26 protein-coding genes are annotated in these 24,503 nt (G+C 70.6%); 18 read left to right on the top strand and 8 right to left on the bottom strand.

All coding sequences use genetic code 11. The features are described 5' to 3' along the window. Positions 1 to 6 precede the first annotated feature (6 nt). Positions 7 to 402, top strand: coding sequence for a VOC family protein (locus tag ACF08M_RS24070; protein WP_392187335.1), 396 nt, complete (start codon positions 7 to 9; stop codon positions 400 to 402). 228 nt (positions 403 to 630) lie between these two features. On the opposite strand, the gene ACF08M_RS24065 is transcribed toward ACF08M_RS24070, so the two are convergent. After that, positions 631 to 1,332: a DUF6597 domain-containing transcriptional factor gene (locus ACF08M_RS24065; RefSeq protein ID WP_392187334.1), complete on the bottom strand. Its 702-nt coding sequence runs from the start codon at positions 1,330 to 1,332 to the stop codon at positions 631 to 633. Positions 1,333 to 1,396: 64 nt separating this feature from the next. Here ACF08M_RS24065 and ACF08M_RS24060 point away from each other — a divergent pair, with 64 nt between their 5' ends. Next, on the top strand, positions 1,397 to 1,822 hold the full coding sequence (locus ACF08M_RS24060) for a CU044_2847 family protein (protein WP_392187333.1): 426 nt from the start codon (positions 1,397 to 1,399) through the stop codon (positions 1,820 to 1,822). A 12-nt stretch (positions 1,823 to 1,834) separates the two neighbouring features. Here ACF08M_RS24060 and ACF08M_RS24055 read toward each other — a convergent pair whose 3' ends face one another. Next, complete coding sequence (locus ACF08M_RS24055; protein WP_392187332.1) at positions 1,835 to 3,043, bottom strand: YihY/virulence factor BrkB family protein; 1,209 nt, start codon at positions 3,041 to 3,043, stop codon at positions 1,835 to 1,837. 17 nt (positions 3,044 to 3,060) lie between these two features. Between ACF08M_RS24055 and ACF08M_RS24050 the strand changes: the two genes are divergently transcribed. The 14 genes from ACF08M_RS24050 (at position 3,061) to ACF08M_RS23985 (ending at position 16,605) form a co-directional block, all read left to right on the top strand. Then, on the top strand, positions 3,061 to 4,698 hold the full coding sequence (locus tag ACF08M_RS24050) for an acyl-CoA dehydrogenase family protein (RefSeq protein WP_392187331.1): 1,638 nt from the start codon (positions 3,061 to 3,063) through the stop codon (positions 4,696 to 4,698). A gap of 243 nt (positions 4,699 to 4,941) precedes the next feature. Next, entirely contained in the window at positions 4,942 to 6,234 is a 1,293-nt protein-coding gene (locus ACF08M_RS24045; protein WP_392187330.1) for a GAF domain-containing protein, read from the top strand. Positions 6,235 to 6,365: 131 nt separating this feature from the next. Continuing rightward, entirely contained in the window at positions 6,366 to 6,959 is a 594-nt protein-coding gene (locus ACF08M_RS24040; RefSeq protein WP_392187329.1) for a GNAT family N-acetyltransferase, read from the top strand. A 178-nt stretch (positions 6,960 to 7,137) separates the two neighbouring features. Next, positions 7,138 to 7,221 (top strand): putative leader peptide, encoded by an 84-nt coding sequence (locus ACF08M_RS24035; protein WP_310739661.1) that lies wholly within the window; start codon positions 7,138 to 7,140, stop codon positions 7,219 to 7,221. A 117-nt stretch (positions 7,222 to 7,338) separates the two neighbouring features. Further along, positions 7,339 to 9,036 (top strand): nitrite/sulfite reductase, encoded by a 1,698-nt coding sequence (locus tag ACF08M_RS24030; protein ID WP_392187328.1) that lies wholly within the window; start codon positions 7,339 to 7,341, stop codon positions 9,034 to 9,036. Beyond that, positions 9,033 to 9,212 carry a hypothetical protein gene (locus tag ACF08M_RS24025; protein ID WP_392187327.1) on the top strand — a complete coding sequence of 60 codons (180 nt, stop codon included), beginning with the start codon at positions 9,033 to 9,035 and terminating at the stop codon, positions 9,210 to 9,212. The genes ACF08M_RS24030 and ACF08M_RS24025 overlap by 4 nt, the downstream gene beginning before the upstream one ends. Beyond that, positions 9,209 to 9,925: a phosphoadenylyl-sulfate reductase gene (locus tag ACF08M_RS24020; RefSeq protein ID WP_392187326.1), complete on the top strand. Its 717-nt coding sequence runs from the start codon at positions 9,209 to 9,211 to the stop codon at positions 9,923 to 9,925. The genes ACF08M_RS24025 and ACF08M_RS24020 overlap by 4 nt, the downstream gene beginning before the upstream one ends. 23 nt (positions 9,926 to 9,948) lie before the next feature. Continuing rightward, the gene (gene cysC, locus ACF08M_RS24015; RefSeq protein ID WP_392187325.1) at positions 9,949 to 10,494 is read left to right on the top strand and encodes an adenylyl-sulfate kinase; all 546 of its coding nucleotides are present in this window, start codon (positions 9,949 to 9,951) and stop codon (positions 10,492 to 10,494) included. Then, complete coding sequence (gene cysD / locus ACF08M_RS24010) at positions 10,491 to 11,426, top strand: sulfate adenylyltransferase subunit CysD (RefSeq protein ID WP_392187324.1); 936 nt, start codon at positions 10,491 to 10,493, stop codon at positions 11,424 to 11,426. The genes cysC and cysD overlap by 4 nt, the downstream gene beginning before the upstream one ends. Position 11,427: 1 nt before the next feature. Next, positions 11,428 to 12,804 (top strand): sulfate adenylyltransferase subunit 1, encoded by a 1,377-nt coding sequence (locus ACF08M_RS24005; protein ID WP_392187323.1) that lies wholly within the window; start codon positions 11,428 to 11,430, stop codon positions 12,802 to 12,804. Between the two features lie 234 nt (positions 12,805 to 13,038). Next, positions 13,039 to 14,154, top strand: a complete 1,116-nt coding sequence (locus ACF08M_RS24000) for an aliphatic sulfonate ABC transporter substrate-binding protein (RefSeq protein WP_392187322.1) — start codon at positions 13,039 to 13,041, stop codon at positions 14,152 to 14,154. 36 nt (positions 14,155 to 14,190) lie between these two features. Next, on the top strand, positions 14,191 to 14,979 hold the full coding sequence (locus ACF08M_RS23995) for an ABC transporter ATP-binding protein (RefSeq protein WP_392187321.1): 789 nt from the start codon (positions 14,191 to 14,193) through the stop codon (positions 14,977 to 14,979). Continuing rightward, on the top strand, positions 14,966 to 15,844 hold the full coding sequence (locus tag ACF08M_RS23990) for an ABC transporter permease (protein ID WP_392187320.1): 879 nt from the start codon (positions 14,966 to 14,968) through the stop codon (positions 15,842 to 15,844). Before ACF08M_RS23995 ends, ACF08M_RS23990 begins: the two co-directional genes overlap by 14 nt. Positions 15,845 to 15,852: 8 nt before the next feature. Continuing rightward, a complete protein-coding gene (locus tag ACF08M_RS23985) occupies positions 15,853 to 16,605 on the top strand; it encodes a sirohydrochlorin chelatase (protein ID WP_392187319.1) in 753 nt (250 codons plus the stop codon). 15 nt (positions 16,606 to 16,620) lie between these two features. On the opposite strand, the gene ACF08M_RS23980 is transcribed toward ACF08M_RS23985, so the two are convergent. Then, positions 16,621 to 17,202, bottom strand: coding sequence for a TIGR03086 family metal-binding protein (locus ACF08M_RS23980; protein WP_392187318.1), 582 nt, complete (start codon positions 17,200 to 17,202; stop codon positions 16,621 to 16,623). 274 nt (positions 17,203 to 17,476) lie between these two features. On the opposite strand from ACF08M_RS23980, the gene ACF08M_RS23975 reads away from it, so the two are divergent. Next, a complete protein-coding gene (locus tag ACF08M_RS23975; protein WP_392187317.1) occupies positions 17,477 to 18,346 on the top strand; it encodes an aldo/keto reductase in 870 nt (289 codons plus the stop codon). A gap of 30 nt (positions 18,347 to 18,376) precedes the next feature. Then, entirely contained in the window at positions 18,377 to 19,231 is an 855-nt protein-coding gene (locus ACF08M_RS23970; protein ID WP_392187316.1) for an ABC transporter ATP-binding protein, read from the top strand. A 6-nt stretch (positions 19,232 to 19,237) separates the two neighbouring features. Here ACF08M_RS23970 and ACF08M_RS23965 read toward each other — a convergent pair whose 3' ends face one another. The 5 genes from ACF08M_RS23965 to ACF08M_RS23945 all read right to left on the bottom strand — a co-directional run bounded on the left by ACF08M_RS23965 (position 19,238) and on the right by ACF08M_RS23945 (position 24,493). After that, positions 19,238 to 19,630 (bottom strand): DUF4440 domain-containing protein, encoded by a 393-nt coding sequence (locus ACF08M_RS23965; protein WP_392187315.1) that lies wholly within the window; start codon positions 19,628 to 19,630, stop codon positions 19,238 to 19,240. Further along, the gene (locus ACF08M_RS23960) at positions 19,627 to 20,187 is read right to left on the bottom strand and encodes a DUF1697 domain-containing protein (protein WP_392187314.1); all 561 of its coding nucleotides are present in this window, start codon (positions 20,185 to 20,187) and stop codon (positions 19,627 to 19,629) included. Before ACF08M_RS23960 ends, ACF08M_RS23965 begins: the two co-directional genes overlap by 4 nt. Positions 20,188 to 20,310: 123 nt before the next feature. Continuing rightward, positions 20,311 to 21,513 (bottom strand): S8 family serine peptidase, encoded by a 1,203-nt coding sequence (locus tag ACF08M_RS23955; protein WP_392187313.1) that lies wholly within the window; start codon positions 21,511 to 21,513, stop codon positions 20,311 to 20,313. Positions 21,514 to 21,944: 431 nt separating this feature from the next. Beyond that, complete coding sequence (mgt, locus tag ACF08M_RS23950; RefSeq protein WP_392187312.1) at positions 21,945 to 23,141, bottom strand: macrolide-inactivating glycosyltransferase; 1,197 nt, start codon at positions 23,139 to 23,141, stop codon at positions 21,945 to 21,947. Positions 23,142 to 23,194: 53 nt separating this feature from the next. After that, the gene (locus tag ACF08M_RS23945; protein WP_392187417.1) at positions 23,195 to 24,493 is read right to left on the bottom strand and encodes an ABC transporter substrate-binding protein; all 1,299 of its coding nucleotides are present in this window, start codon (positions 24,491 to 24,493) and stop codon (positions 23,195 to 23,197) included. Positions 24,494 to 24,503: the final 10 nt, after the last annotated feature.

Here is a 24,503-nt window from a genome sequence, read left to right as displayed (position 1 = left end):
CGAGGCATGACACCACGTATGGACGCGATCGGCATCATCACCGCGGATCTGGCCGCATCGCTCACTTTCTACCGCCGGCTCGGTCTCGACATCCCCGCCGACGCGGAATCCGCACCCCACGTCGAAGTGACACTCCCGGGCGGGCAACGCCTGCTGTGGGACACCGAGGAGGTCACCCGGTCGTTCGACCCCGAATGGACCGCGCCGGGCGGCGGGGAGCGACTCGGGCTCGCCTTTCTCTGCGACAGCCCGGCGGAGGTGGACGCGGTGTACGACGACCTGACCGGCGCCGGGTACCGGGGGCATCTGAAGCCGTGGGACGCGGTGTGGGGGCAGCGTTACGCGGTGGTCCTCGACCCGGACGGCTGCGCCGTGTCGTTGTTCGCCGGCAACGGCGGCTGAGAGCCTGTCGGGTGACCTTCGATCGGGTAGCGGACGCGGTCTGGTGCGTGCGATTCCAAGGCGCCGGGATGTCCTCGGATGGGGTCTCCCCTGCTCGAACGAAGCTGAGAGCTTGGGGAAGGAGCTACTTGGGCATTTCGGCAACGCGGGAAGCGTGCGTGCCAGGGCGTGGCCGCCCGATCAGAGGTCACCCGACAGGCTCTGAGGCCGGAACATCCGTCCGGCCCGCTACCGGGGCGGCGTGAGGTAGGCGGTCAGGGTGGTCCCGGCCAGGTCGCGCATCTCCCGTGCGAGATGGGCCTGGTCGGTGCAGCCCGCTTCGACCGCCGCCTCGGCGTACGGTTTTCCGGACCGGACGAGGGCGAGCGCGCGCTGGAGCCGCAGGACCCGGGCGAGCGTCTTGGGCCCGTAGCCGAAGGCCTCCAGTGAACGGCGGTGCAGCTGACGGGCGCCGAGACCCACCGCCAGCGCGGTGTCCGCGACGGACCGGCCGCCGCCCAGCTGTGCGGCGACGGACCGCATCAGCGGGTCCGGCGGTGGGGTTCCGGCCGCCCGCCGCAGGGCGACGGCCTCCAGTGCGGCGGCCGCATCGGGGGCTTCGGCGAGGCGCTCGGTGAGCAGGCGGACTAGCGCGCCGGGCCATAGATCCGCGAGGGCGACCCGGCGGTCACGTAGTTCGTGCGCCGGTACGCCGAGGAGCGCGGGGGCCGTGCCGGGCGCGAAGCGGATCCCGGCGTACTGCCCACCGGTCCCGGCGGGCGACGTCCCGGCATGGGTGTCGGGGCCCGCGACGAGCAGCCGTCCGTCGATCCAGAGCAGGTCCATACACCCGTCGGGCAGCACCGGATGGACCGATCCCTGCGGCGCACTCAGTGTCCACACCGTCGCACCGTCGAACCGCGACGCCCACTCCTCGTACCTGCCACCCATGCTCCACACGCTAGTCTCGACCCCATCTCGTCGGAGAACGGAATCGGCTTCCCGGGGGCGGGTCATGACAGCGTTGATGGAGTTCACCACCGACAGCGGCGCGATGGTGACGGTCGAGGTCGACCGCCATACGCCGGGTGCGCAACTGGTCGCCTTGGGCGACGACAACACCCTGGCCAGGGCGGGGCGTACGTTCGACAACGCTCTCACGGGAATCCGTTCGGCCGCCGAGTCCGCGCTCGCCGTATTCCGGGACGGCACTCTCAAACCGGACGGTGTGGAGCTGGAATTCGGAGTGAAGATCACCGCGGAGGCCGGGGCCGTGATCGCCAAGAGCGCGGTCGAGGGTCATCTGGTGGTCAAGCTGTCCTGGTCCCCCGGCGCGACACCGGAGACACCAGCCGTTCCCGCGCCTCCGGCTGCCGCCCCCGTACCGGAGCCCACGGCCCCACCGGCACCGGACGCACCGCCCGCACCGCCCGCCGGTTAGCCGGCGGGCTCCTCAGTCCTCGGCCGCGTTGTCCGGCTCGCCGGAATTCGGCTTGTCCGAGTTCGGCTTGTCCGACTCCTTGTCGCGGCTGGGCTGCAGCCTGGACTTCACATCGTCCGGCGGCAGGAACCTCGACCAGCGCTCGGGGAATTCGGACGGCATGTAGGGACTCTCGCCGTAGTCGTCATCATCGTCGTCATCGTCGTCGTCCCAGCTCCCGTCCCGGCTCTCCGCCTGCGTCCGCGCGACGAACTCCGCGGCCTGGGCCGCCCGTACCCGGTCATTGGCCGCACGCGCCGCGGCCGTGGCCAGCGACGGCCACACCCGGTCGATGGCGGCGTTGACCGCCGCTCCCACCAGCACCGCGAACGCGGAGACGCCGATCCACAGCAGAACGGCGATCGGGGCCGCCAACGAGCCGTAGATCGTGGGCCCCTCGACCGTGCTGGTGAGATAGATCCGCAGCAGAAAACTGCCCAGCACCCACATCGCGAGCGCCACCAGCGCCCCCGGCATGTCCTCGATCCACGGCGAACGGACCGGGACGGACACGTGGTAGAGCGTCGTCAGGAACGCGATCGACAGCAGGATCACCAGCGGCCAGTACAGGACGCTTATGAGCTCGGTGCCCCACGGGATGAATTCCACGACCCTGTCCGGGCCGACCACGAGCAGCGGCAGCACCACCGCACCGAGCAGCAGCGCGACGACGTACAGCAGGAAGGAGAGCAGTCGCGTCTTGACGATGCCGCGCTGGCCGTCGAGGCCGTACATCACCGTGATCGTGTCGATGAAGACATTGACCGCGCGGGAGCCGGACCAGAGTGCGATCGCGAAGCCGATCGAGATGACATCGGGCCGGGCGCCGGTGGTGACGTCCGCCAGGAGCGGCTTGGCGAAGTCGTTCACGCCCCGCTCGCTGAGCACCGTCTGCGCGGCGTTGAGGATGTTGCGCTCGATGGAGGCGACCGTGGTGGTGCTGGTCCACTCGTCGACGTATCCGAGCAGCCCGATCAGACCGAGCAGCAGCGGCGGCAGGGACAGCAGGGTGAAGAACGCCGCCTCGGCCGCGAGTCCCAGAATGCGGTACTCCATGCACGAGTTGATGGTGTCCTTGAGCAACTGCCAGACCATCTGCCGCTTGGAGACGTTGCGGTAGAGGACCCTGGCCCGGTGGAGCCGCCCCGGTGGCCGCTCGGGTGTTTCGTTTGCTGCCTGCACGTCCTTACCGTATCGGCATGGCAGCCACCACCCACACAGTGTTCAACCAGGTACCCCCGCTGGTCGGCTACGACGTCTTCGCCGCCGACCTCGCGCTCACCGAGGCGGTGCGACGTCACCTGCCGGCCGAGCTGCTCGCCCCGGCCCGGGGCGAGCTCGGCGAGCTCGGCAGATCCGCGGGCTCCGCGCAGGTGCAGGCCTGGGGAGCGCAGGCGAACGAGAATCCGCCGGTGCTGCGCACCCACGACCGGTACGGGAATCGCATCGACGAGGTGGAGTTCCATCCGGCCTGGCACCGGCTGCTGGGTCATGCGGTCACCGCGGGCCTGACCGACGCCTGGGGCAGGCCCGGCGGTCACGTGCGGCGGGCGGCCGGCTTCCTGGTGTGGACGCAGGCCGAGGCCGGCCACGGCTGCCCGCTGTCGATGACGCACGCGGCGGTGCCGGCGCTGCGCACCGACCCGGCGCTGGCCGCCGAGTGGGAGCCGCTGCTGACCTCGACGGTGTACGAGCAGGGGCTGCGGCCCGCCGCGCAGAAGTCCGGTGTGCTCTTCGGGATGGGCATGACGGAGAAGCAGGGCGGGACGGACGTACGGTCCAACACGACGCGGGCCGAGCCGCTGTCCGCGGAGGGCGAGTATCTGCTCACCGGCCACAAGTGGTTCTGCTCGGCGCCGATGTCCGACGGATTCCTGGTACTGGCGCAGGCGCCCGGCGGACTGACGTGTTTCCTGCTCCCCCGGGTGCTGCCCGACGGCACCCGCAACCCGTTCGCGATCCAGCGGCTGAAGGACAAGCTGGGCAACCGGTCCAACGCGTCGAGCGAGGTCGAATTCGACGGGACCTGGGCCCGCCGGGTCGGCGACGAGGGGCGCGGGGTGCACACCATCATCGAGATGGTGGCGGCGACCCGGCTGGACTGCGTGGTCGGGTCGTCGGCGCTGATGCGGCAGGCGGTGGCGCAGGCGATCCACCACTGCACGTACCGCAGCGCGTTCAGCGGGGTGCTGATCGAGAAGCCGCTGATGCGCAATGTGCTGGCCGACCTGGCGCTGGAGTCGGAGGCGGCGACGGTGCTGGCGCTGCGGCTGGCCGCGGCGTACGACGCGGATACCGGGAGCGAGCGGGCCTTCCTCCGGATCGCGGTGCCGACGGCGAAGTACTGGGTGACGAAGCGGTGCGCACCGGTGGTGGGCGAGGCGCTGGAGTGTCTCGGCGGCAACGGCTACGTCGAGGAGTCCGGAATGCCGCGGCTGCTGCGGGAGGCTCCGCTCAACTCGATCTGGGAGGGCTCGGGGAATGTGCAGGCGCTGGACGTCCTGCGGGCGCTCCAGCGCGAGCCGATGGCGCTGGACGCGTTCCTCCGGGAGATCGGCAGGGCGCGCGGAGCCGATCACCGGCTGGACGGGGCGGTCAAGGACATGCTGACGGAGTTCGCGGATCTGACCGGGATCGAGGCGCGGGCCCGCAGGCTGGTCGAGCGGATGGCGCTGGTGCTCCAGGGCTCGCTGCTGGTGCGCTGGGCGCCGCCGGAGGTCGCCGACGCGTTCTGCGCGTCGCGCCTGGGCCGGGACTGGGGCACGGCGTTCGGGACGCTGCCGCACAGCCTCGATCTGGCATCGGTGGTGGAACGGGCGCGGCCCGTCGAGCGGTAGCCGACCGTGCAGCAACGGAGGGTGGTGCTGCGCCGACACGGCACCACCCTCCATGCTGTGCACATCGAGCGGCGGGGCACAGGCTCCGCCGTACGGTGTTCCGTCACTCTCGTACGGACCCGCACCCCCTCGCCAGAGTTGCAAAGGGTTGCAACCATTGTGTGGAGTGCGCACTATCGGCCCCCTCGAAACGGGCAGGATGGGGCCCTCGGGCCTTCGCGCCGGCTCTGGCATCTGGGGGGAATGAGAGTGGAGACAAGCGCCGCCGAGGTGACGCGATCGGCTGTCCCGGAGTCCGTCCAGGCCCTGCGCCTGATCCACCGGGCCAGGGAGGCCAGGCTCGCCGGCGGGCATGCGCCGGTCGCCCCGCGGGCGGAGATCAGCGCCTCGTGGGACCGGATGCTGCGCAGCGGTGTCGATCCGGACCAGTCCACCGAGAGTGTGCTGCTGGGGATGGACGAGATCGAGCGCCGGCGCAGGTCCTCGACCTTGAGCGAGGTGATGCCGCTGCTGAACGAATGCCTGGTCTCGCTCGTGGACGCCGCCCAGCAGATCGTGGTGATCACCGATGTGGAGGGCCGGGTGCTGTGGCGCCGGGGCAATACGGGGGTACTGCGCCGGGCGGACGGCATCTGCCTGTCGGAGGGCGCGGCCTGGGCGGAGGCGGACACCGGGACGAACGCGATCGGGACGGCGCTCGTCTCGCGGACACCGGTCCAGGTCCATTCGTCGGAGCACTTCGTGCGCAGTCTGCACAACTGGACGTGTGCGGCGGCTCCGGTCCGTGATCCGCGGGACAGCCGGCTGATCGGCATCGTCGACATCAGCGGGCCGGTGTCCACGTTCCATCCGACCTCGCTCGCCCTGGTCGGTTCGGTCGCCAGACTGGCCGAGAGCGAGATCAGGAACCGGCATCTGCAGGCGATCGACCGGCTGCGTGCGGTGGCGGCACCGCTGCTGTCCCGGCTGGGCGGCCGGGCCCTGGCGGTGGACGCCCACGGCTGGCTCGCCGCGGTGACGGGGATGCCGCCGGTGGACCGGCTGCCGCTGCCGAAGTCGCTGCGACCGGGCCGGGTGTGGCTGCCGTCGCTCGGCATGTGCCAGGTCGAGCCGCTGCGCGGCGGCTGGCTGGTGCGGGTCGCCGACGGTCCGGCGGACGGGCCGCAGCGGAGGGTGGTGCTGGATCTGAGCCGGCCGCGTGGCCTCATGGTCCATGTGGTGGGCCCGGTGGACACGTGGACTCAGCGGCTCTCGCCGCGCCACGCCGAGCTGCTCTACACCCTGGCGCTGCACCGCGAGGGGCGTACGGCGTCCGAGCTGGCGGAGGACGTCTTCGGCGACGCGACCCGGACGGTGACGGTGCGGGCGGAGATCTCGCGGATCCGACGCCATCTCGCGGAGGTGCTCGCGCACCGCCCGTACCGTTTCGGCGAGGGTGTCGAGGTGGAGGTGATCCACCCGGAGCACCCTGCCGATCTGCTGCCGCGCTCGACGGCTCCGGTGGTGACCGAGGCGCGCAGGGCCATTTCCGCATAGGACCTCCCCTGTTCGCTCGCGAACGGTCCCACGGCCGCTTGTGGGCGGAGCCGCCGATGGCCGGGCCGCGGCCCGTCCGGGCCACGGGACCGGCTTGGGTCCGGGACGGACGGCATGGTTCCCTGGCACCCATGAGCAACTCCGCACCCACCGCCGGCGCCACCGCCGAGGTGACCACCTGGTCCCTGGAACAGACCTCCCCCGACGATCTGCGTCCCGCCGCCGTCCCGGAGGGCGATGTACGGATCGTGCGGTCCGGGGTGGCGCTGCCCGAGTTCAGCCGGTTCCTGTACACGGCGGTCGGCGGTGACATCCGGTGGACGGACCGGCTCCCGATGACGTACGCGCAGTGGCAGCAGGCCCTGGACCGGCCCGGGGCGGAGACCTGGGTGGCGTACGCGAACGGCACCCCCGCGGGATACATCGAGCTGGACCCGCAGGACGAGGGCGCGGTCGAGATCATGTACTTCGGGCTGATACCCGCCTTCCGGGGGCGCCGGATCGGCGGCCATCTGCTGTCGTACGGGGTCGCCCGCGCCTGGGACCTGGCGGAGCGCTGGCCGGAGCGGACGCCGACGAAGCGGGTGTGGCTGCACACCTGCTCCAAGGACGGCCCGCACGCCATGGACAATTATCTGCGGCGCGGCTTCCGGCTCTTCGAGACGAAGGTGGAGCCGGAGCCCGAGGTGGCGACGCCGGGACCGTGGCCGGGGGCACAGCGGTAGCACGCCGCCGGCCGGGCTGCGGCTTCCGGCGACACGTGGGGTGATTGCGGCCATTACGGGCGGCCCGGCCCGGAGGAATGGCGGGACAGACACCATGACGTCTCGCATCACGGGACGCTATCGTCCACATCATGGATAGTGGTGGACTGCTCGGAGATTCGCGTGCCACGCTTCCGTCATGCCCGGAACTGGAATTGCCTTGGTGAGTCGACGCCACGTCGATCTCGGCCGCATGTCCAGCGCCATCTGTCCGGCGAGCTGAGAGTCCCAGCACCACCGCCGCGATCCCCTTTCTCCGCCAAACCCTGCGCACCGCCGCGCCTCAGCGCGAGTGTGCAGTTCAGAGCCGCCCTCCTGCAGTAACGAAGGACGTACTGTCATGGCCGCTACCCCGGAACAGCCTGCGCCCGCCACGCCCCGCCGCAAGGCCGGACGCCACCGTGGCGAAGGCCAGTGGGCCGTGGGGCACCACACTCCGCTCAACGGCAATGAGCAGTTCAAGAAGGACGACGACGGTCTCAATGTGCGGACACGCATTGAGACGATCTACGCCAAGCGCGGTTTCGACTCGATCGACCCCAACGACCTTCGTGGACGCATGCGTTGGTGGGGTCTGTACACCCAGCGCAAGCCCGGCATCGACGGCGGCAAGACCGCGGTCCTGGAGCCGGAGGAGCTGGACGACCGCTACTTCATGCTGCGCGTCCGGATCGACGGCGGCCGGCTGACCACCACGCAGCTGCGGGTTATCGGCGAGATCTCGCAGGAGTACGCACGCGGCACCGCCGACATCACCGACCGGCAGAACATCCAGCTGCACTGGATCCGCATCGAGGACGTCCCGGCGATCTGGGAGAAGCTGGAGGCCGTCGGGCTCTCCACCACCGAGGCCTGCGGTGACTGCCCGCGCGTGATCATCGGCTCCCCCGTGGCAGGTATCGCCGCCGACGAGATCGTCGACGGCACACCCGCCGTCGACGAGATCCACGACCGCTACATCGGCAACAAGGAGTTCTCCAACCTGCCGCGCAAGTTCAAGACCGCGATCTCCGGCTCGCCGGTGCAGGACGTGGTGCACGAGATCAACGACATCGCGTTCGTCGGCGTGGTCCACCCCGAGCACGGTCCGGGCTTCGACGTCTGGGGCGGTGGCGGTCTCTCCACCAACCCGCGGCTCGCCGAGCGGCTGGGGGCCTGGGTGCCGCTCGGCGAGGTGCCGGACGTCTGGGCCGGAGTCGTCGGCATCTTCCGTGACTACGGCTACCGGCGGCTGCGCACCCGCGCCCGCCTGAAGTTCCTGATGGCCGACTGGGGTCCCGCGAAGTTCCGCCAGGTCCTGGAGGACGAGTATCTGAAGCGCCCGCTGATCGACGGGCCCGCGCCCGAGCAGCCCAGCAGCCGCTGGCGCGACCATGTGGGTGTGCACCGGCAGCAGGACGGCCGTTTCTACGTCGGTTTCGCACCCAGGGTCGGCCGCGTGGACGGGTCCACACTCGCCAAGATCGCCGACCTGGCCGCCGCGCACGGCTCGGACCGGCTGCGCACCACCGTCGAGCAGAAGATGCTCATCCTCGACGTGGCACAGGACCAGGTGGACTCCCTGGTCGCCGGGCTGGAGGCGCTCGACTTCCAGGTGAGGCCGTCGCCCTTCCGGCGCGGCACCATGGCGTGCACCGGCATCGAGTTCTGCAAGCTGGCGATCGTCGAGACGAAGGCGCGCGGCGCCTCGCTCATCGGCGAACTGGAGCGCCGCCTGCCGGACTTCGACGAGCCGCTCACCATCAACATCAACGGCTGCCCCAACGCCTGCGCCCGTATCCAGACCGCCGACATCGGCCTCAAGGGCCAGCTCGTCCTCGACGCCGACGGCAACCAGGTCGAGGGCTATCAGGTGCATCTGGGCGGCGCCCTGGGCCTGGAGGCCGGGTTCGGCCGCAAGGTCCGTGGCCTGAAGGTCACCGCCGCCGAGCTGCCCGACTACGTGGAACGGGTCCTGGGCCGCTTCCAGGAAGAACGCGAGGACGGCGAGCGTTTCGCGGCCTGGGCGGCGCGGGCCGGTGCGGAGTCGCTGTCATGAGCGAACGCGCCGCACCGTTCTACTGCCCCTACTGCGGCGACGAGGACCTGCGCCCGCACGAGACCGGACACGGGGCCTGGGAATGTGCTTCCTGCAACCGCGCTTTCCAGCTGAAGCTCCTGGGGCTGCTGACCCGCGGGCTGACGCGCAAACACGTTGAGGGGGACGGGATATGAGGGATATTCAGCAGGCCGGGGAACTCAGCTCGCACGAGCTCGGGGAACTGGCCGGGCGCGCGGGCCGGGAGCTGGAGGACGCCTCGGCGCCGGAGATCCTCCAGTGGGCGGCCGACACCTTCGGCAAGCGGTTCTGCGTCACCTCCTCGATGGAGGACGCGGTCGTGGCACACCTCGCTTCCCGCGCCCTCCCGGGGGTGGACGTGGTCTTCCTCGACACCGGCTACCACTTCCCCGAGACGATCGGCACCCGTGACGCGGTCGAGGCCGTGCTGGACGTCCATGTCATCACGCTCACCCCGCGGCAGTCGGTGGCCGAGCAGGACGCCGAGTACGGGCCGAAGCTGCACGACCGCGACCCCGACCTGTGCTGCAGGCTCCGCAAGGTCCAGCCGCTCCAGGAGGGGCTGACCGGGTACACGGCCTGGGCGACCGGGCTACGCCGCGACGAGTCCCCCACCCGGGCGAACACCCCGGTCGTCGGCTGGGACGAGAAGCGGCAGAAGGTCAAGGTCTCGCCGATCGCCCGCTGGACCCAGGACGACGTCGACGCGTATGTCGCGGAGCACGGCGTACTCACCAACCCGCTGCTGATGGACGGCTACGCCTCCGTGGGCTGCGCGCCCTGCACCCGCCGGGTGCTGGAGGGCGAGGACGCGCGCGCCGGACGCTGGGCCGGCCGCGGCAAGACCGAGTGCGGGCTGCACCACTGATGCCGACTGATCAGGAGACTTCGATGAGCGTGACGGAGACGGGTGCCACCATCTGGCTGACCGGTCTGCCGAGCGCGGGCAAGACCACCATCGCGTACGAACTCGCCGGGCGGCTGCGCGGCGAGGGCCACCGCGTGGAGGTGCTCGACGGGGACGAGATCCGGGAGTTCCTCTCGGCCGGTCTCGGCTTCTCCCGGGAGGACCGCCACACCAACGTCCAGCGCATCGGCTTCGTCGCCGAGCTGCTGGCGGCGAACGGCGTGAAGGTGCTGGTCCCGGTCATCGCCCCGTACGCGGACAGCCGGGACGCGGTCCGCAAGCGGCACCAGGCCGAGGGGACCGCGTATCTGGAGGTGCATGTCGCGACCCCGGTCGAGGTGTGCTCCGGACGCGATGTGAAGGGGCTCTACGCCAAGCAGGCGGCGGGCGAGATCAGCGGGCTCACCGGGGTCGACGACCCGTACGAGGCGCCCGAGTCGCCGGATCTGCGGATCGAGTCGCACCGGCAGACCGTGCAGGAGTCCGCGGCGGAGCTGTACGCGCTGCTGAGCGAGAGGGGTGCGGCATGACGACCGTCGCGACCGTGCCGGAGGGCACGAGCCATCCGTACGCACTCAGTCACCTGGACTCCCTGGAGTCGGAGGCGGTGCACATCTTCCGGGAGGTGGCGGGCGAGTTCGAGCGGCCGGTGATCCTGTTCTCCGGCGGCAAGGACTCGATCGTGATGCTGCATCTGGCGCTCAAGGCGTTCGCGCCCGCGCCGGTGCCGTTCGCGCTGCTGCACGTCGACACCGGGCACAACTTCCCGGAGGTGCTGGAGTACCGCGACCGCGCGGTGGCCCGGCACGGGCTGCGACTCCATGTCGCCTCCGTGCAGGAGTACATCGACGCCGGGAAGCTCCGCGAGCGTCCGGACGGCACCCGCAACCCGCTGCAGACCGTGCCGCTGACCGAGGCGATCCAGCAGCACCGCTTCGACGCCGTGTTCGGCGGCGGACGCCGGGACGAGGAGAAGGCCCGCGCCAAGGAGCGGGTCTTCTCGCTGCGCGACGAGTTCTCCCAGTGGGACCCGCGCCGCCAGCGCCCCGAGCTGTGGCAGCTCTACAACGGGCGGCACGCCCCTGGCGAGCATGTCCGGGTCTTCCCGATCTCCAACTGGACCGAGCTGGACGTCTGGCAGTACATCGCGCGCGAGGGCATCGAGCTCCCGGAGATCTATTTCGCCCATGAGCGCGAGGTCTTCAGCCGCTCCGGCATGTGGCTGACCGCGGGCGACTGGGGCGGCCCCAAGGAGGGCGAGCGGGTGCAGACCCGGCAGGTCCGCTACCGCACGGTCGGCGACATGTCGTGCACCGGCGCCGTCGACTCGGACGCGACGACACTGGACGCCGTGATCACCGAGATCGCCGCCTCCCGGCTCACCGAGCGGGGCGCGACGCGTGCCGACGACAAGCTGTCCGAGGCCGCGATGGAAGACCGCAAGCGCGAGGGGTACTTCTAAGATGACCGCACTCACCCGGCACACAGAACAGTTGTCGGCCACCACCCTGCTGCGGTTCGCCACCGCGGGGTCCGTCGACGACGGCAAGTCCACCCTGGTGGGACGCCTTCTGCACGACTCCAAGTCAGTCCTCACCGACCAGCTGGAGGCCGTCGAGCACGCCTCGCGCAACCGGGGCCAGGAGACGCCCGACCTGGCGCTGCTGACCGACGGGCTGCGGGCCGAGCGCGAGCAGGGCATCACCATCGATGTCGCCTACCGCTACTTCGCCACGCCGCGCCGCCGGTTCATCCTGGCCGACACCCCGGGGCATGTGCAGTACACCCGGAACATGGTGACGGGCGCCTCGACGGCCGAGCTGGCCGTCGTCCTCGTCGACGCCCGCAACGGTGTCGTCGAGCAGACCCGCCGCCATGCCGCCGTCGCCGCGCTGCTGCGGGTGCCGCATGTGGTGCTGGCCGTCAACAAGATGGACCTGGTGGACTACGCGGAGCCCGTCTTCGCCGCCATCGCCGAGGAGTTCACCGCGTACGCCGCGTCCCTGGGCGTCCCCGGCTGGGGGTCTGGGGGGGACCCCCAGGAAAACTGGTGTACCGCGATCCCGATCTCCGCACTGGCCGGTGACAACGTCGTGGAACCTTCTGCGCACATGGACTGGTACGGCGGTCCGACGGTCCTGGAACACCTGGAGACGGTACCGGTCAGCCACGACCTCACCAGCTGCCACGCCCGCTTCCCCGTTCAGTACGTCATCCGGCCGCAGACCGCCGAGCACCCGGACTACCGGGGCTACGCGGGCCAGATAGCGGCCGGCACCTTCCGTGTCGGCGAACCCGTCACCGTGCTGCCCTCGGGCCGTACGTCGACGGTCACCGCGATCGACGCGCTCGGCGAGAGCGTGGACATCGCCTGGGCACCCCAGTCCGTGACGATCCGGCTGGCCGACGACATCGACATCTCGCGCGGCGACCTGATCGCGCCGTCCGACGACGCGCCCGCGGTCACCCAGGACATCGAGGCGACCGTCTGCCACGTCGCCGACCAGCCGCTCACCGTCGGCCGACGGGTGCTGCTCAAGCACACCACCCGCACCGTCAAGGCGATCGTCAAGGACATCCCCTCGTGCCTCACCCTGGACGACCTCTCCCAGCACCCGGCGCCGGGCAGGCTCGTCGCCAACGACATCGGCCGGGTCGTCGTCCGTACCGCGGAGCCGCTCGCGCTCGACGCGTACGCGGACTCCCGGCGCACCGGCTCCTTCCTGCTGATCGACCCGACGGACGGCACCACGCTGACGGCCGGCATGGCCGGGGCCTCGTTCGCCGCCGTGGCCGAGCCCGAGACCGCCGCGGCCGACGACGCCGCATGGGACTTCTGATGACCATCGACATCTACTCCACGTTCGCGAAGGAGGGCGGCCGCGTCGGCAGCGGCGTCCTCGGCAGCGGCCAGGGCGGGGTCGCACGATGTGCGCGATGACGTACGCGCACTGCCTGCGCGCCCGCCCGCACCGCCCGCTCAGCCAGTTCATACGAAGACCTGCCGACTTCCCGGCCGCGTCCCCATAGTTCCGAAGGATGCGACAACCGGGCCGACGAGAGGAATGCCTCCCGTGCCTGCCCCCCGTACCACGCTGCGCCGCAGCCTCGCCGCTGCCGCCGCCCTGCCGCTGCTCGCCGTCGCAGTGACCGCCTGCGGTTACGGCTCCGAGGCGAAGAAGGACGACGCCGGGAAGGCGAACGTCGCGGCCGACGCGAAGAAGCTCTCCACGGACACCGTGCGGATCGGCTACTTCCCCAACCTGACGCACGCCACCGCGCTGGTCGGCGACCAGGAGGGGATCTTCCAGAAGGAACTCGGCGGCACCCGGCTCAAGACCTCGCAGTTCAACGCCGGCCCTTCCGAGATCGAGGCGCTCAACGCCAGGTCGATCGACATCGGTTTCATCGGCCCCTCGCCCTCGATCAACGGATTCACCAAGTCCAGGGGCAAGAACCTGCGGATCATCGGCGGTTCCGCCTCCGGCGGGGTGAAGCTGGTCGTCGACCCGAAGAAGATCAAGACCCTGGACGACCTCAGGGGCAAGAAGATCGCCACCCCGCAGCTCGGCAACACCCAGGACGTGGCGTTCCTCAACTGGATCTCCGAGAAGGGCTGGAAGGTCGACGCCCAGAGCGGCAAGGGCGACGTCTCCGTGGTCCGCACGGACAACAAAGTGGCCCCGGACGCCTACCGGTCCGGCTCCATCGACGGCGCCTGGGTCCCCGAACCCACCGCGTCCAAGCTGGTCGCCGAGGGAGCGAAGGAACTGCTCGACGAGTCGGCCCTGTGGCCCGGCAACAAGTTCGTGATCACGAACATCATCGTGTCGCAGCAGTTCCTGAGCGAGCACCCGGATGTGGTCGAGGCAGTGCTGCGCGGCTCGGTGAAGACCAACGAGTGGATCAACGCCAACCCGGGCAAGGCGAAGGCCTCCGCCAACGCCGCGCTCAAGGAGCTGACCGGCAAGGCGCTGCCCCCCGAGGTCCTGGACCCGGCGTGGAAGTCGATCCAGATCACCGATGACCCGCTGGCCGCCACGCTGGACGCGGAGGCCGCGCACGCGGTAAAGGCCGGACTGCTGGAGAAGCCGGACCTCAACGGCATCTACGACCTGAAGCCGCTGAACAAGGTCCTGAGGGCCGTGGGCAGGCCCGAGGTCGCCGACGCCGGTCTCGGCGTCAAGTAAGCCACCCGAACCCAGGAATTCCAGGAGGTGACGACCATGGCGACCACCCTCGCCAGGGCCGAGGACCGTACAGCGGTCGGGCACGCCGCCCGTATCACGCATGTCTCCAAGTCCTTCGGCGGGCCAAAGGGGCAGCAGCCCGTCCTCGACGACATCACGCTCGATGTCGCGCCGGGGGAGTTCGTCACCCTCCTGGGAGCCTCCGGGTGCGGAAAGTCGACGCTGCTCAACCTGGTGGCCGGACTCGACCGCCCGACCGCGGGATCCGTCGAGACCCCCGGCGGACGGCCCGCCCTGATGTTCCAGGAACACGCCCTGTTCCCGTGGCTGACCGCGGGCAAGAACATCGAACTCGCGCTGCGGCTGCGCGGTGTACCCAAGTCCGGCCGCCGCACGGAGGCGGAGCGGCTGCTCGAACTCGTACGGCTCGGCGGGTCGTACGGGAAGCGGGTGCATGAGCTCTCGGGCGGCATGCGGCAGCGGGTGGCAATGGCCCGGGCCCTCGCCCAGGACAGTCAACTGCTGCTGATGGACGAGCCGTTCGCCGCGCTCGACGCCATCACCCGGGACGTGCTGCACGACGAGCTGACCCGGATCTGGCGCGAGACGAACATCTCGGTCCTCTTCGTCACGCACAACGTGCGCGAGGCGGTACGGCTCGCCCAGCGCGTCGTCCTGCTGTCGTCCCGGCCCGGCCGGATCGCCCGCGAGTGGACGGTCGGCATCGAGCAGCCGCGTCGTATCGAGGACACCGCGGTGGCGGAGCTGTCCCTCGAAATCACCGGACAACTGCGTGGGGAGATCCGCCGTCATGGCCGGCACTGACACCAAGCCCGACGATCTGGCCGGGCTGGAGGCCGGGCTCGACGCGCTGGACGCCGTGCAGGTGCGCCGCACCCCGGTGCGCGAGGTACTGCTCCGCAAGGTGCTGCCGCCGCTCTTCGCGGTGGCCCTGGTGGTCGTCGTCTGGCAGCTGCTCGTCGAGGCCCGGGTCACCGACGACTACAAGCTGCCCTCACCGGCGGCGGTGTGGGGCAGCGCGGCCGACATGTGGCTCCAGGGGACGCTCCTGGACGTCGTCTGGACCAGCATCTCGCGCGGGCTTCTCGGCTTCCTCATGGCCGTGGCCATCGGCACGCCACTGGGCCTGCTGGTCGCCCGGGTGAGGTTCGTACGCTCGGCGATCGGCCCGATCCTGTCCGGGCTGCAGTCGCTGCCCTCGGTCGCCTGGGTGGCGCCCGCGGTGATCTGGCTCGGGCTGAACGACAAGATGATGTACGCGGTGATCCTGCTGGGCGCCGTCCCCTCGGTCGCCAACGGACTGGTCTCCGGCGTCGACCAGGTGCCGCCGCTGTTCCTCAGGGCGGGCCGCACGCTGGGCGCGACCGGGCTGCGCGGGACCTGGCACATCGTGCTGCCGGCCGCGCTGCCCGGCTATCTGGCCGGTCTCAAGCAGGGCTGGGCGTTCTCCTGGCGTTCGCTGATGGCCGCCGAGATCATCGCGTCCTCCCCGGACCTCGGGCTCGGGCTCGGCCAGTTGCTGGAGAACGGCCGCAACAACGCCGACATGCCCGGCATCTTCCTGGCCATCATCCTGATCCTCTTCGTGGGAATCGCGATCGATCTGCTGATCTTCAGTCCGCTGGAGCGGTGGGTGCTGCGCAGCCGCGGTCTCCTCGTCAAGAACTGAGCCACGCCATGTCCGCTCCGGTCCTCCTCGTCATCGCCCACGGCAGCCGCGACCCGCGGCACGCGGCGACCGTGCACGCGCTCACCGCGCGGGTGCGGTCGCTGCGGCCGCACCTGCGCGTGGAGACCGGCTTTCTGGACTTCAACGCGCCGTCGGTGCCCCGGGTGCTGGAGCGGCTGGCCGCGCAGGGAGCGGGGGACGTCATCGCGCTCCCCCTCCTCCTCACCCGGGCCTTCCACGCCAAGTCCGACATTCCGGCGGTCCTGCACGAGGCCCGGACCGGACTGCACCGGCTGCGCATCCGGCAGGCCGAGGTGCTCGGGCCGTCACCGCTGCTGAACTCGGCACTGGAGCGGCGGCTGTACGAAGCCGGGATCCGTCCCGGTGACCGGAGTTCGACCGGTCTCGTCCTGGCCTCGGCGGGCTCCACAGACCCGGAGGCGATCGCAGTGATCGCTGAAATCGCGCGGGAGCTGCGGCACACCGGTTGGTGTTCCGTGCGGCCTGCGTTCGCCTCCGCCCCCCTCCCCCGGACCGAGGACGCGGTGCGGGCACTGCGGGCCGAGGGGGTCCGACGGGTGGCGGTGGCCCCGTATGTCATCGCGCCCGGCCGGCTCCCGGACCGGATCGCCGCGGGTGCGGCCGAAGCGGACGTGCGGGCCGATGTCCTCGGCGCCTCACCGGAGTTGGCGCGGCTGCTGCTGACCAGGTACGACGAGGCCCGGGTCCCGCTCGCCCGGCCGGCATCGCTCAGCGCGTAGACCGGCGGGCCGCTCTCAGGCTCCGGTCCAGTGCGGGTCGCGTCCGCTGAGGGCCAGCGCCCGTTCGAGCACGGACGCCGATCCGGGCACCGTCACCTCGTCGGCGAAGCCCTCGTACTGCCGGTAGAGCGCGGCATTGCCTTCGACGACGTCGAGGAGACGGGCGGCCGCGGCGTCGGAGAGCCGGAGCTCCTCGCCGACGGTGCGGGCCACGTCCCAGGTGTGCAGGGCCATCTCCTCGATCAGCATCGCGGCGATCTCGGAAGCGGGTGACGCGGAACCCCCCAGGTCGACCTCGCCCTCCCAGACCGCCGGGTCCGACCAGGCGGCGACGGCCCGGTCCAGTTGTGCCGCGTACTGCTGTGCCCAGTCGGCGTCGGCGGTGAAGTCGCGGGTGGTGAGCTCCTCGGGGAGGTCCTTGCGCAGGGCGCGGTACTCCAGGCCGTGGGAGGTGTAGAGCACCCAGTGGTTGATGAGTCCGCGCAGGTCCCAGTCGCCACAGGGCGTGGGCAGGTCGAGCTGTCCGGTGCTGATGGAGCGGGCGATCCGGGCCGCTTCGGCCGCGCATTCGGTCATGTGAGCGTGCTCGTTCTTCATGTGCCCCAGCCTAGGAGGGGCCACTGACACCGGTATTGAAGAAAGGCGACGGCGGCGGTTCAGCAGGTACTGGCGTCGACGAGTGCGGCATCGTGGCCGGCCTCGGACAGCCGTCCCCGATGGCGCCGCCGACGGCGCCCGCCCCGACGATGATGCAGTGCATCCCGACTCCCGTTCCACAGCCGCACAGGTGGTCATGCCCGTTCCCCGAAAGGGCCGGGCGCCTCGGCCCAGGGCGAAAGGGCGGGGCATCGATGGGGACTAGTGTTCCCTCATGTCTTCCACATCACAGCCGCTGGACGAAGCGTTCCTGCTCGGCGGCGAGCGGCCCGTACGCCGTCTCGGTTACGGCACCGCCCAGCTGACCGGCCCCGGATACTGGGGTCCGCGCGGGGAGCGGCAGGATGCCGTGGCCGTGCTGCGGGCGGCCGTCGAGCAAGGGGTCACGCTCGTCGACACCGCCGACAACTACGGCCCCGGACTGGCCGAGGAGCTGGTCGCCGAGGCCCTTCATCCGTACCGCGAGGATCTGGTGATCGCGACCAAGGGCGGTGTGGTGCGGACGAGCGACAGCGCCTGGCATGTCGCGGGCCGTCCCGAGCAGTTGCGGGCGATGTGCGAGGCCAGCCTGCGGCGGCTGCGGACCGACCGGATCGATCTCTACCAGTTGCACCGGCTGGACCCGGAGGTGCCGATGGCCGACCAGCTGGGGACTCTGGAGGTGCTGAGGCAGGAAGGTAAGATCCGGTACATCGGTCTGGACACCCTCACCGCCGACCAGCTGAAGCAGGCCCTCTCCCTGACCGGGATCGCCTCGGTGCAGAACCGCTTCAATCTCCTCGACCGTTCGTCGGACGCGGTATTGAAGGTGTGCGAGGCCCACGGCCTGGCTTTTCTGCCCTGGTTCCCGCTGGCGAACGGCGCCCTGACCGGCGAGACGGCTTCGGCGCTCGCCGGCATCGCCGATCGGCACAGTGCCACCCGCGGGCAGATCGCCCTCGCCTGGCTGCTGCACCGCTCCCCCGTGCTGTGCCCGACGCCGGGCACCGGTTCGCCCGGCCATCTCGCGGAGAACCTGGGGGCTCGGGAGATCCGGCTGTCCGCCGAGGACATGAGCCGCCTGGAGGCGCTCGCACCCGCATGAAGGAGTGCCCGCATGAAGGAGTACCCGCACGTGACCACGCATTCCACCACCCCCGTTCCCGCCCCGGCCGGTGCCCCCCGCTCCTCGGCCGCCGCCCCGGTGATCCGGGCCGACGGCGTCTCGCTCGTACGGGACGGCAATGTCCTGCTCGACTCGGTCTCGCTGACCGTGCGCAGCGGTGAGCACTGGGCCCTGCTCGGTGCCAACGGAGCCGGGAAGAGCACGCTGCTGGGGCTGCTCGGCGCGGTCAACCACCCCACCCGGGGCACGGTCGAGGTGCTGGGGCGCACTCTCGGGCGGGTCGATCTGCGGGAGCTGCGGTCGCTGCTCGGACATGTCAATCCGCGTCATCCGCTGCGTTCCCCGCTGTCGGTGCGCGAGGTGGTGCTGACCGGACTGACCAACTCGGTCGAACCGGTGCCGCGCTGGTCCGCGAGCGAGGAGCAGCGGGCGCAGGCGGAGCGGCTGCTGAAGATGCTGGGGATGGGCGGCAAGACTGATTCCCGCTGGCCGGCGCTCTCGCAGGGGGAGCGGGGCCGCACGCTCATCGCCCGCGCCCTGATGCCGCGACCGCGGCTGCTGCTGCTCGACGAACCCGCCACGGGCCTCGACCTGGCCGCCCGCGAGCAGTTGCTCGACAGCCTGGACACGCTGCGCCAGGAGCATCCGGAGCTGGCGACGGTCCTGGTCACGCACCATCTGGAGGAACTGCCCGCCTCGACCACGCATGCGATGCTGCTGCGCGGTGGCCGGTGCGTGGCATCGGGCCCGGCCGACGGGGTACTGACCACCGACCGGGTCAGCGACTGCTTCGGTCATCCGGTACGGATCTCCCGTACGGACGGGCGGTGGACGGCGCGGGCGCAGCGCGTCGCCCGTCGCTGAACCGCCTCAGAGCCTGTCGGGACCAGGGCGCTCGGTGCGGGCGAACGGGGTGGCCTGATGGAAGTAGAGCAGCCAGCCCGCCCCGGTCAGTCGCCACAGGGAACTGCGGTGGGCGAAGTGCCCCTTCGTCTCGGTGTCGTAGGTGAGGTGGACCAGTTGGCCGTCCAGCTGCACTCCGTGCATGCGGGACGCGGTGAGCGGGCCGGGACGCGGGGCGTCGTCCCCGGTGAGCGAGGCGATCATCATGTCGCGGTCCCAGACCCGGCCCAAGGAGTCGATCTCGCGGTATTCGGGGTGCAGCACCTGGGCGAGGAGTTCGGCGGAGGCCCGTACCACCGGGTCCAGGAGGCGGAGCTCGCCCTCCACGGCCGCGGCCACTCCGGGGGACGGTTCGGTCATGTGCGGGCTCCGTCGTGTGCGGTCATCTCCACGAGCTTGACGACGGTGTTCCAGTTGCGCGAGGTGGCCGTGACGCCCTTGGTGACGGTGGGCCGGGACAGTGCGTCGGCGAGCTTGGAACGGCCCAGGCCGTCGGGCGCGTAGAGGTAGAGCGCGCGGTCGCCGATCCGGAACGCCTCGGGGAGGTAGGCCGCCGGGTCGATCCGGGCGAAGCGCTCGGCGTCGACCGGCTGTCCGTAGAAGGTGACGTGCAGCTGTCGGCCTTCGAGTTCGGCGGCCGGGAAGGGACAGGCCGCCGCAACTGCCGCGAGGTAGGCGCCGTTCCGGACCAGACAGGGGACGGGAAATCCGAACCGCTGCTCGATGGCCTGCTCCAGCTCTGCGGCGAGTGCGTTCTCGTCCTCCGAGGTGCTGCTGAAGACGGCGTTGCCGCTCTGCAGGTGGGTTCGGACGTCGCCGTGGCCCAGTCCGGTGAGCAGTGTGCGGAGTTCGGCCATCGGAACCTTCTTGTGGCCGCTCACATTGATTCCGCGCAACAGCGCCGCGTACATCGTCATGGGCACACCATAGGACGGTCTCTTCACGCGGTGCGGCCGCCGCGCCCCGTGGGGGAGGGCACGGCGGCCGCCGATTCCGGTGTGCCGGGCGTCCGCTGCCCGGTCATGCCTGCCGAAGGGCGGTTACTCGACGACCTTCAGCAGCTTGTTCGGCGTGCCCTCGGTCGCGTTGGAGATCGCGTCGGGAGTGGCACCGTCGGTCAGCGCCGTGGCGACCTCTTCCGGGGTGGCGTCCTGGTGTCCGGCGAGGTAGACGGCGGCGGCACCGACGACGTGCGGGGTCGCCATGGACGTACCGGAGATGGTGTTGGAGGCGCCGTCGCTGTCGTTCCAGGACGAGGTGATGTCCGATCCCGGGGCGTAGATGTCCACGATCGAGCCGTAGTTGGAGAAGTAGGACTGCTCGTCGTCCACCGTGGACGAGGCGACCGTGATGGCCTCCGGGACACGGGCCGGGGAGCTCTCGCTCGCGTCGGCGGAGTCGTTTCCGGCTGCCACCGCGAAGGTGACTCCGGAGGCGATGGCCTTCTGGACCGCGGAGTCGAGCGCCTCGTCCGCACCGCCGCCGAGGCTCATGTTGGCGACGGAGGGGCCCTCGTGGTGCTCGGTGACCCAGTCGATCCCTGCGACGACCTGCTCGGTGGTGCCCGAGCCGGAGTCGTCGAGGACCCGGACGGCGACGATCTTCGCCTTCTTGGCGACCCCGTAGGTCGCACCGGCGATGGTGCCCGCCACATGGGTGCCGTGGCCGTTGCCGTCATCGGCGCTGTCGTCGTTGTCCACGGCGTCGTAGCCCGAGCTGGCCCGGCCCTCGAACTCGTTGTGCGTGGTGCGGACACCGGTGTCGATGACGTACGCGGTGACGCCCTCGCCGGCGCTGTCCGGGTAGGTGTACGCGTTGTCGCCGGCCGTCTCGGTCTGGTCGATCCGGTCCAGCCCCCAGGACGGCGGGTTGTCCTGGGTGGCGTCGATGTGGAACTTCTTGTTCTGGACGACCTTGGAGACGGCCGGGTCGGCCGCCAGGCGCTTGGCCTCGGTCAGCGAAAGACCGCTGGCGGAGAAGCCGTTGATGGCGGAGTCGTAGTTCCGCTGGAGCTTGCCGCCGTACTCCTTGGCGAGCTTCGCCTTGTCAGCCTTGTGGTCCAGCATCACGATGTAGCTGCCCGGGACGGTGTCCGCCGCGTCCGCACCGTAGACGATGCCCATCGCGGGAGCAGGGGCGGCTCCGGCCAGGGAGCTGCCCATCAGGGTGACTCCGGCGGCTGCGGCCACCGCGGTTATCGCCGCGGTCAGCTTCATTCGGCGTGCGCGCTTGTGAATTGCCATGAAGAGGGGTCTCCTCGTCATTCTTTGTGGGGGGATTGGCCCCCGGCCGGAATATCTCCGGGGGTTGGCTCGAAACCCTCGCCGATTGACGCGCTCAGATCAAGACCTTCATGCGGCTGTGACTTACTCAACAAGGTTTCGTAATAAGAAACCGGCCAGCCGCACCCACGTCGGGCACGCCCGTCGCAACGTCCGCCCCACGTACGGGACTCGCCGCTCCCGCAACGACGACCGGCACGGTTCGCAGACGGGAAGACGGAGCGGGGCGGCACCCCCGGGCGGGCCGGGAGTCGGCTTGATTCCACCCCCGTCCGCCACGCGGGAAGTCCGCCCCACGACGAGACCGGCAGCCGCCGGCCGGGAAGTCCGCCCCGAAACGAGACCAGCCACTGTCAGCCGGGGAGTTCGGCCCGAGACGAGACCAGCCGCCGTCAGCCGGGGAGTTCGGCCTCGATGAGGTCGGCCGCCTGCATCGTGCCGCCCTCCCCCGCCATCCGCTCCCGCACGGCCGCGGCCCGCTTCGCCACCTCGGGGTCCCCCACCAGGCCGAGCACGGCCGCACGCAGCGACTCGGGGGTCGCCTCGGCCATCGGGAGGTGGCGCGCGACACCGAGCGCCTGGAGCATGTCGGCGTTGCCGAACTGATCGACGGCCTGCGGTACGGCAACCATCGGGGTGGCGGTGGCGAGCCCCTCCTGACTGCCCCCGGCACCCGCGTGGGTGATGAAGGCGTCCGCCTGCTTCAGCACGGAGAGCTGCGGCACCCAGGAGTGCACCTCCACCTGGGCCGGTACGTCGCCGAGTTCGGCGGCATCGACCCAGGCGCCGATCTGGAGCACGACGTGCCAGCCGGGCAGATCACCGAAGGCCGTGATGCAGTCGCGGTAGAAACCGGGCTGGTTGGTGAAGGTCGAGCCGAGCGAGACCAGCAGCACCTTGTCGGCTTCGGCGGGGCGCTGCCACTCCCCCTGATCCGCCCGGTCGCCCTGACAGGCGCCGACGAAGGTGTGAACCGCCCTGTCGACGCGTTCGGCGTGCGGTTGGAGCACCTCGGGGATCAGGACGATCGACCGCGGCGGCCGGCCGACGAACGGGTCCGGGTGCTGATCGATCCCGTTCCCGGCGAGCCACTCCTCAAAGCGCCGGTAGTACGCCCGTCCGCGCTCGGTCCGCTTCAGCTCGGCGGTCATCGGCTCGCCGACCTCCTCCTCGTACCCGTCCCAGGCGACCAGGTTGGGCGAGAGGGAGACCGCGGGGACGCCCCAGCGGTGGGCGAGGACCCGCGCCGGGTAGGAGGTGATGTCGTGCAGGACGAGATCGGGCTCGTCCCCCTCGAAGGCCGCGATGAGCTGGGGCAGGGCCTGTACGGCGTCGTCGAGGAAGGGTTCGACGTTGTCGATCACTTCGGTGCCCCAGGCGTCCGGGGCCTCTTCGGTCGGCAGGACCGAGGTGTAGAGCACCGGTTCGGCGCCGGTGGCGGCGACCTTCTCGGCGAAGGACGCGGGGATGGCGTAACTGACGCGGTGCCCACGGGCGACGAGCTCCCGGATGACTTCCAGGCTCGGGTTCACGTGACCGTGGGCGGCGATGGAGAACATGGCGATATGGGCACGCGTGCTATTCGGCATGCCCACACCGTATGCGAGACGATACGTCTCGTCTATTTTATTTCCGGGACGTCTCAGCGCTGATAGCGGGCCAGCACCCGGTTGCCGTCGTCCACCAGACGTCTCCTCAGCTCCTGTGCGCCGATCGCCCCGCTGTAGTACTCCTGGAGGGCGGGCGTGGCGACCTTGTCCTTCCATTCCGGATAGCCGCGGACCGACTGGGCGGGCGCGGGCCGCAGCCCCTTCGCGACCGCGACACCGGTCGACCAGCCGTCCTTGTCGGTGTGCAGTGCCGGGTCCGCGAGGGCCGCGGTGCCGGTCGGGAGCATCCAGTCCCCCTTGGCGAGGCGCACCATGTTCCGCGGCCGCAGCAGGAAGTCGATGAACTGCGCGGCCTCCTTCTTGTGGTGGCCGGCCTCCGAGACGGAGAGGGTCTGCGGGCTCACCCCCTGGGCAAGCCCTCCGGTTCCGGCGGGGGCGGGCAGGACCGTCCACTCGAAGCCCTCGGGGGCCTGCTCGGCAACCTGCTGGCGGTACGAGAAGCCCAGCGGAACCATCGCGTACTTGCCGCCGAAGAATCCGGGGAGGGTGTCGGAGCCGCCCATGCCGAGCGCGGTGCGGGCGGCGCTGTGGTCGGTGTCGACCTGGTCGCGAATGGTGCCGGGGACGACCTGGTCGCCCGCGCCCGCACGGATGGTCACCCTGCCGTCGGCGCCGCGGTGGAAGAGCCGGCCGCCCGCGGAGAGCCCGAGGTTGAGGGTGGCGGAGACCGGCTCCTTGAGCGGCCAGGCCACGCCGTACCTCCCCTTGCCCGTCAGCTCCTTGGCGACCTGCCGGAATTCGGTCCAGCTCCAGGGGCTGTCGGGGGTCGGGATGCGGACTCCCGACTCCTTGAGGATCCCGGTGTTGGCGATCAGGACGCGGGGCTCCTGGAGAAACGGCACTCCGTAGACGCCGTCGCCGAAGGTGGTGGTCCGCCAGCTCTGTTGCGGGATGTCGGCGGTCAGCCGGTCCGGGAGAAGCGTCCGCAGGTCGGCGAGGTAGCCGCCGTACGCGAAGTCGGCGAGGTCGTCGGAGGCGTCATGGATGACGTCCGGCGCCTCGTCGCCCTCGAAGGAGGTGAGCAACTGGTCGTGCACGGTGTCCCAGCTGCCTTGCACATAGGTGACATGGATATCGGGGTGGGCTTCGTTCCACTCCTTCACCAGTTGCTTGTTGGCGTCGACGGACTCCTTCTGCCAAGCCAACGACTGGAAGCTGAGCTCGGTGTGCCCGTCGTCGCCCCTTTCGCGGTCCGTCCCCGCGCAGCCGGTGAGCAGCAGGGCCAGCACGGTGGCCACGGCGGCGGCCGTCCTGCGTACCGGTGCGCACATCCGTACCGGT

This window comes from Streptomyces sp. NPDC015032, from assembly GCF_043080425.1.
In the GTDB taxonomy this organism is placed as follows: Bacteria; Actinomycetota; Actinomycetes; order Streptomycetales; family Streptomycetaceae; genus Streptomyces.
The sequence above is the reverse complement of the archived record's forward strand: the minus strand, read 5'-3'. Positions and strand labels throughout refer to the sequence as shown.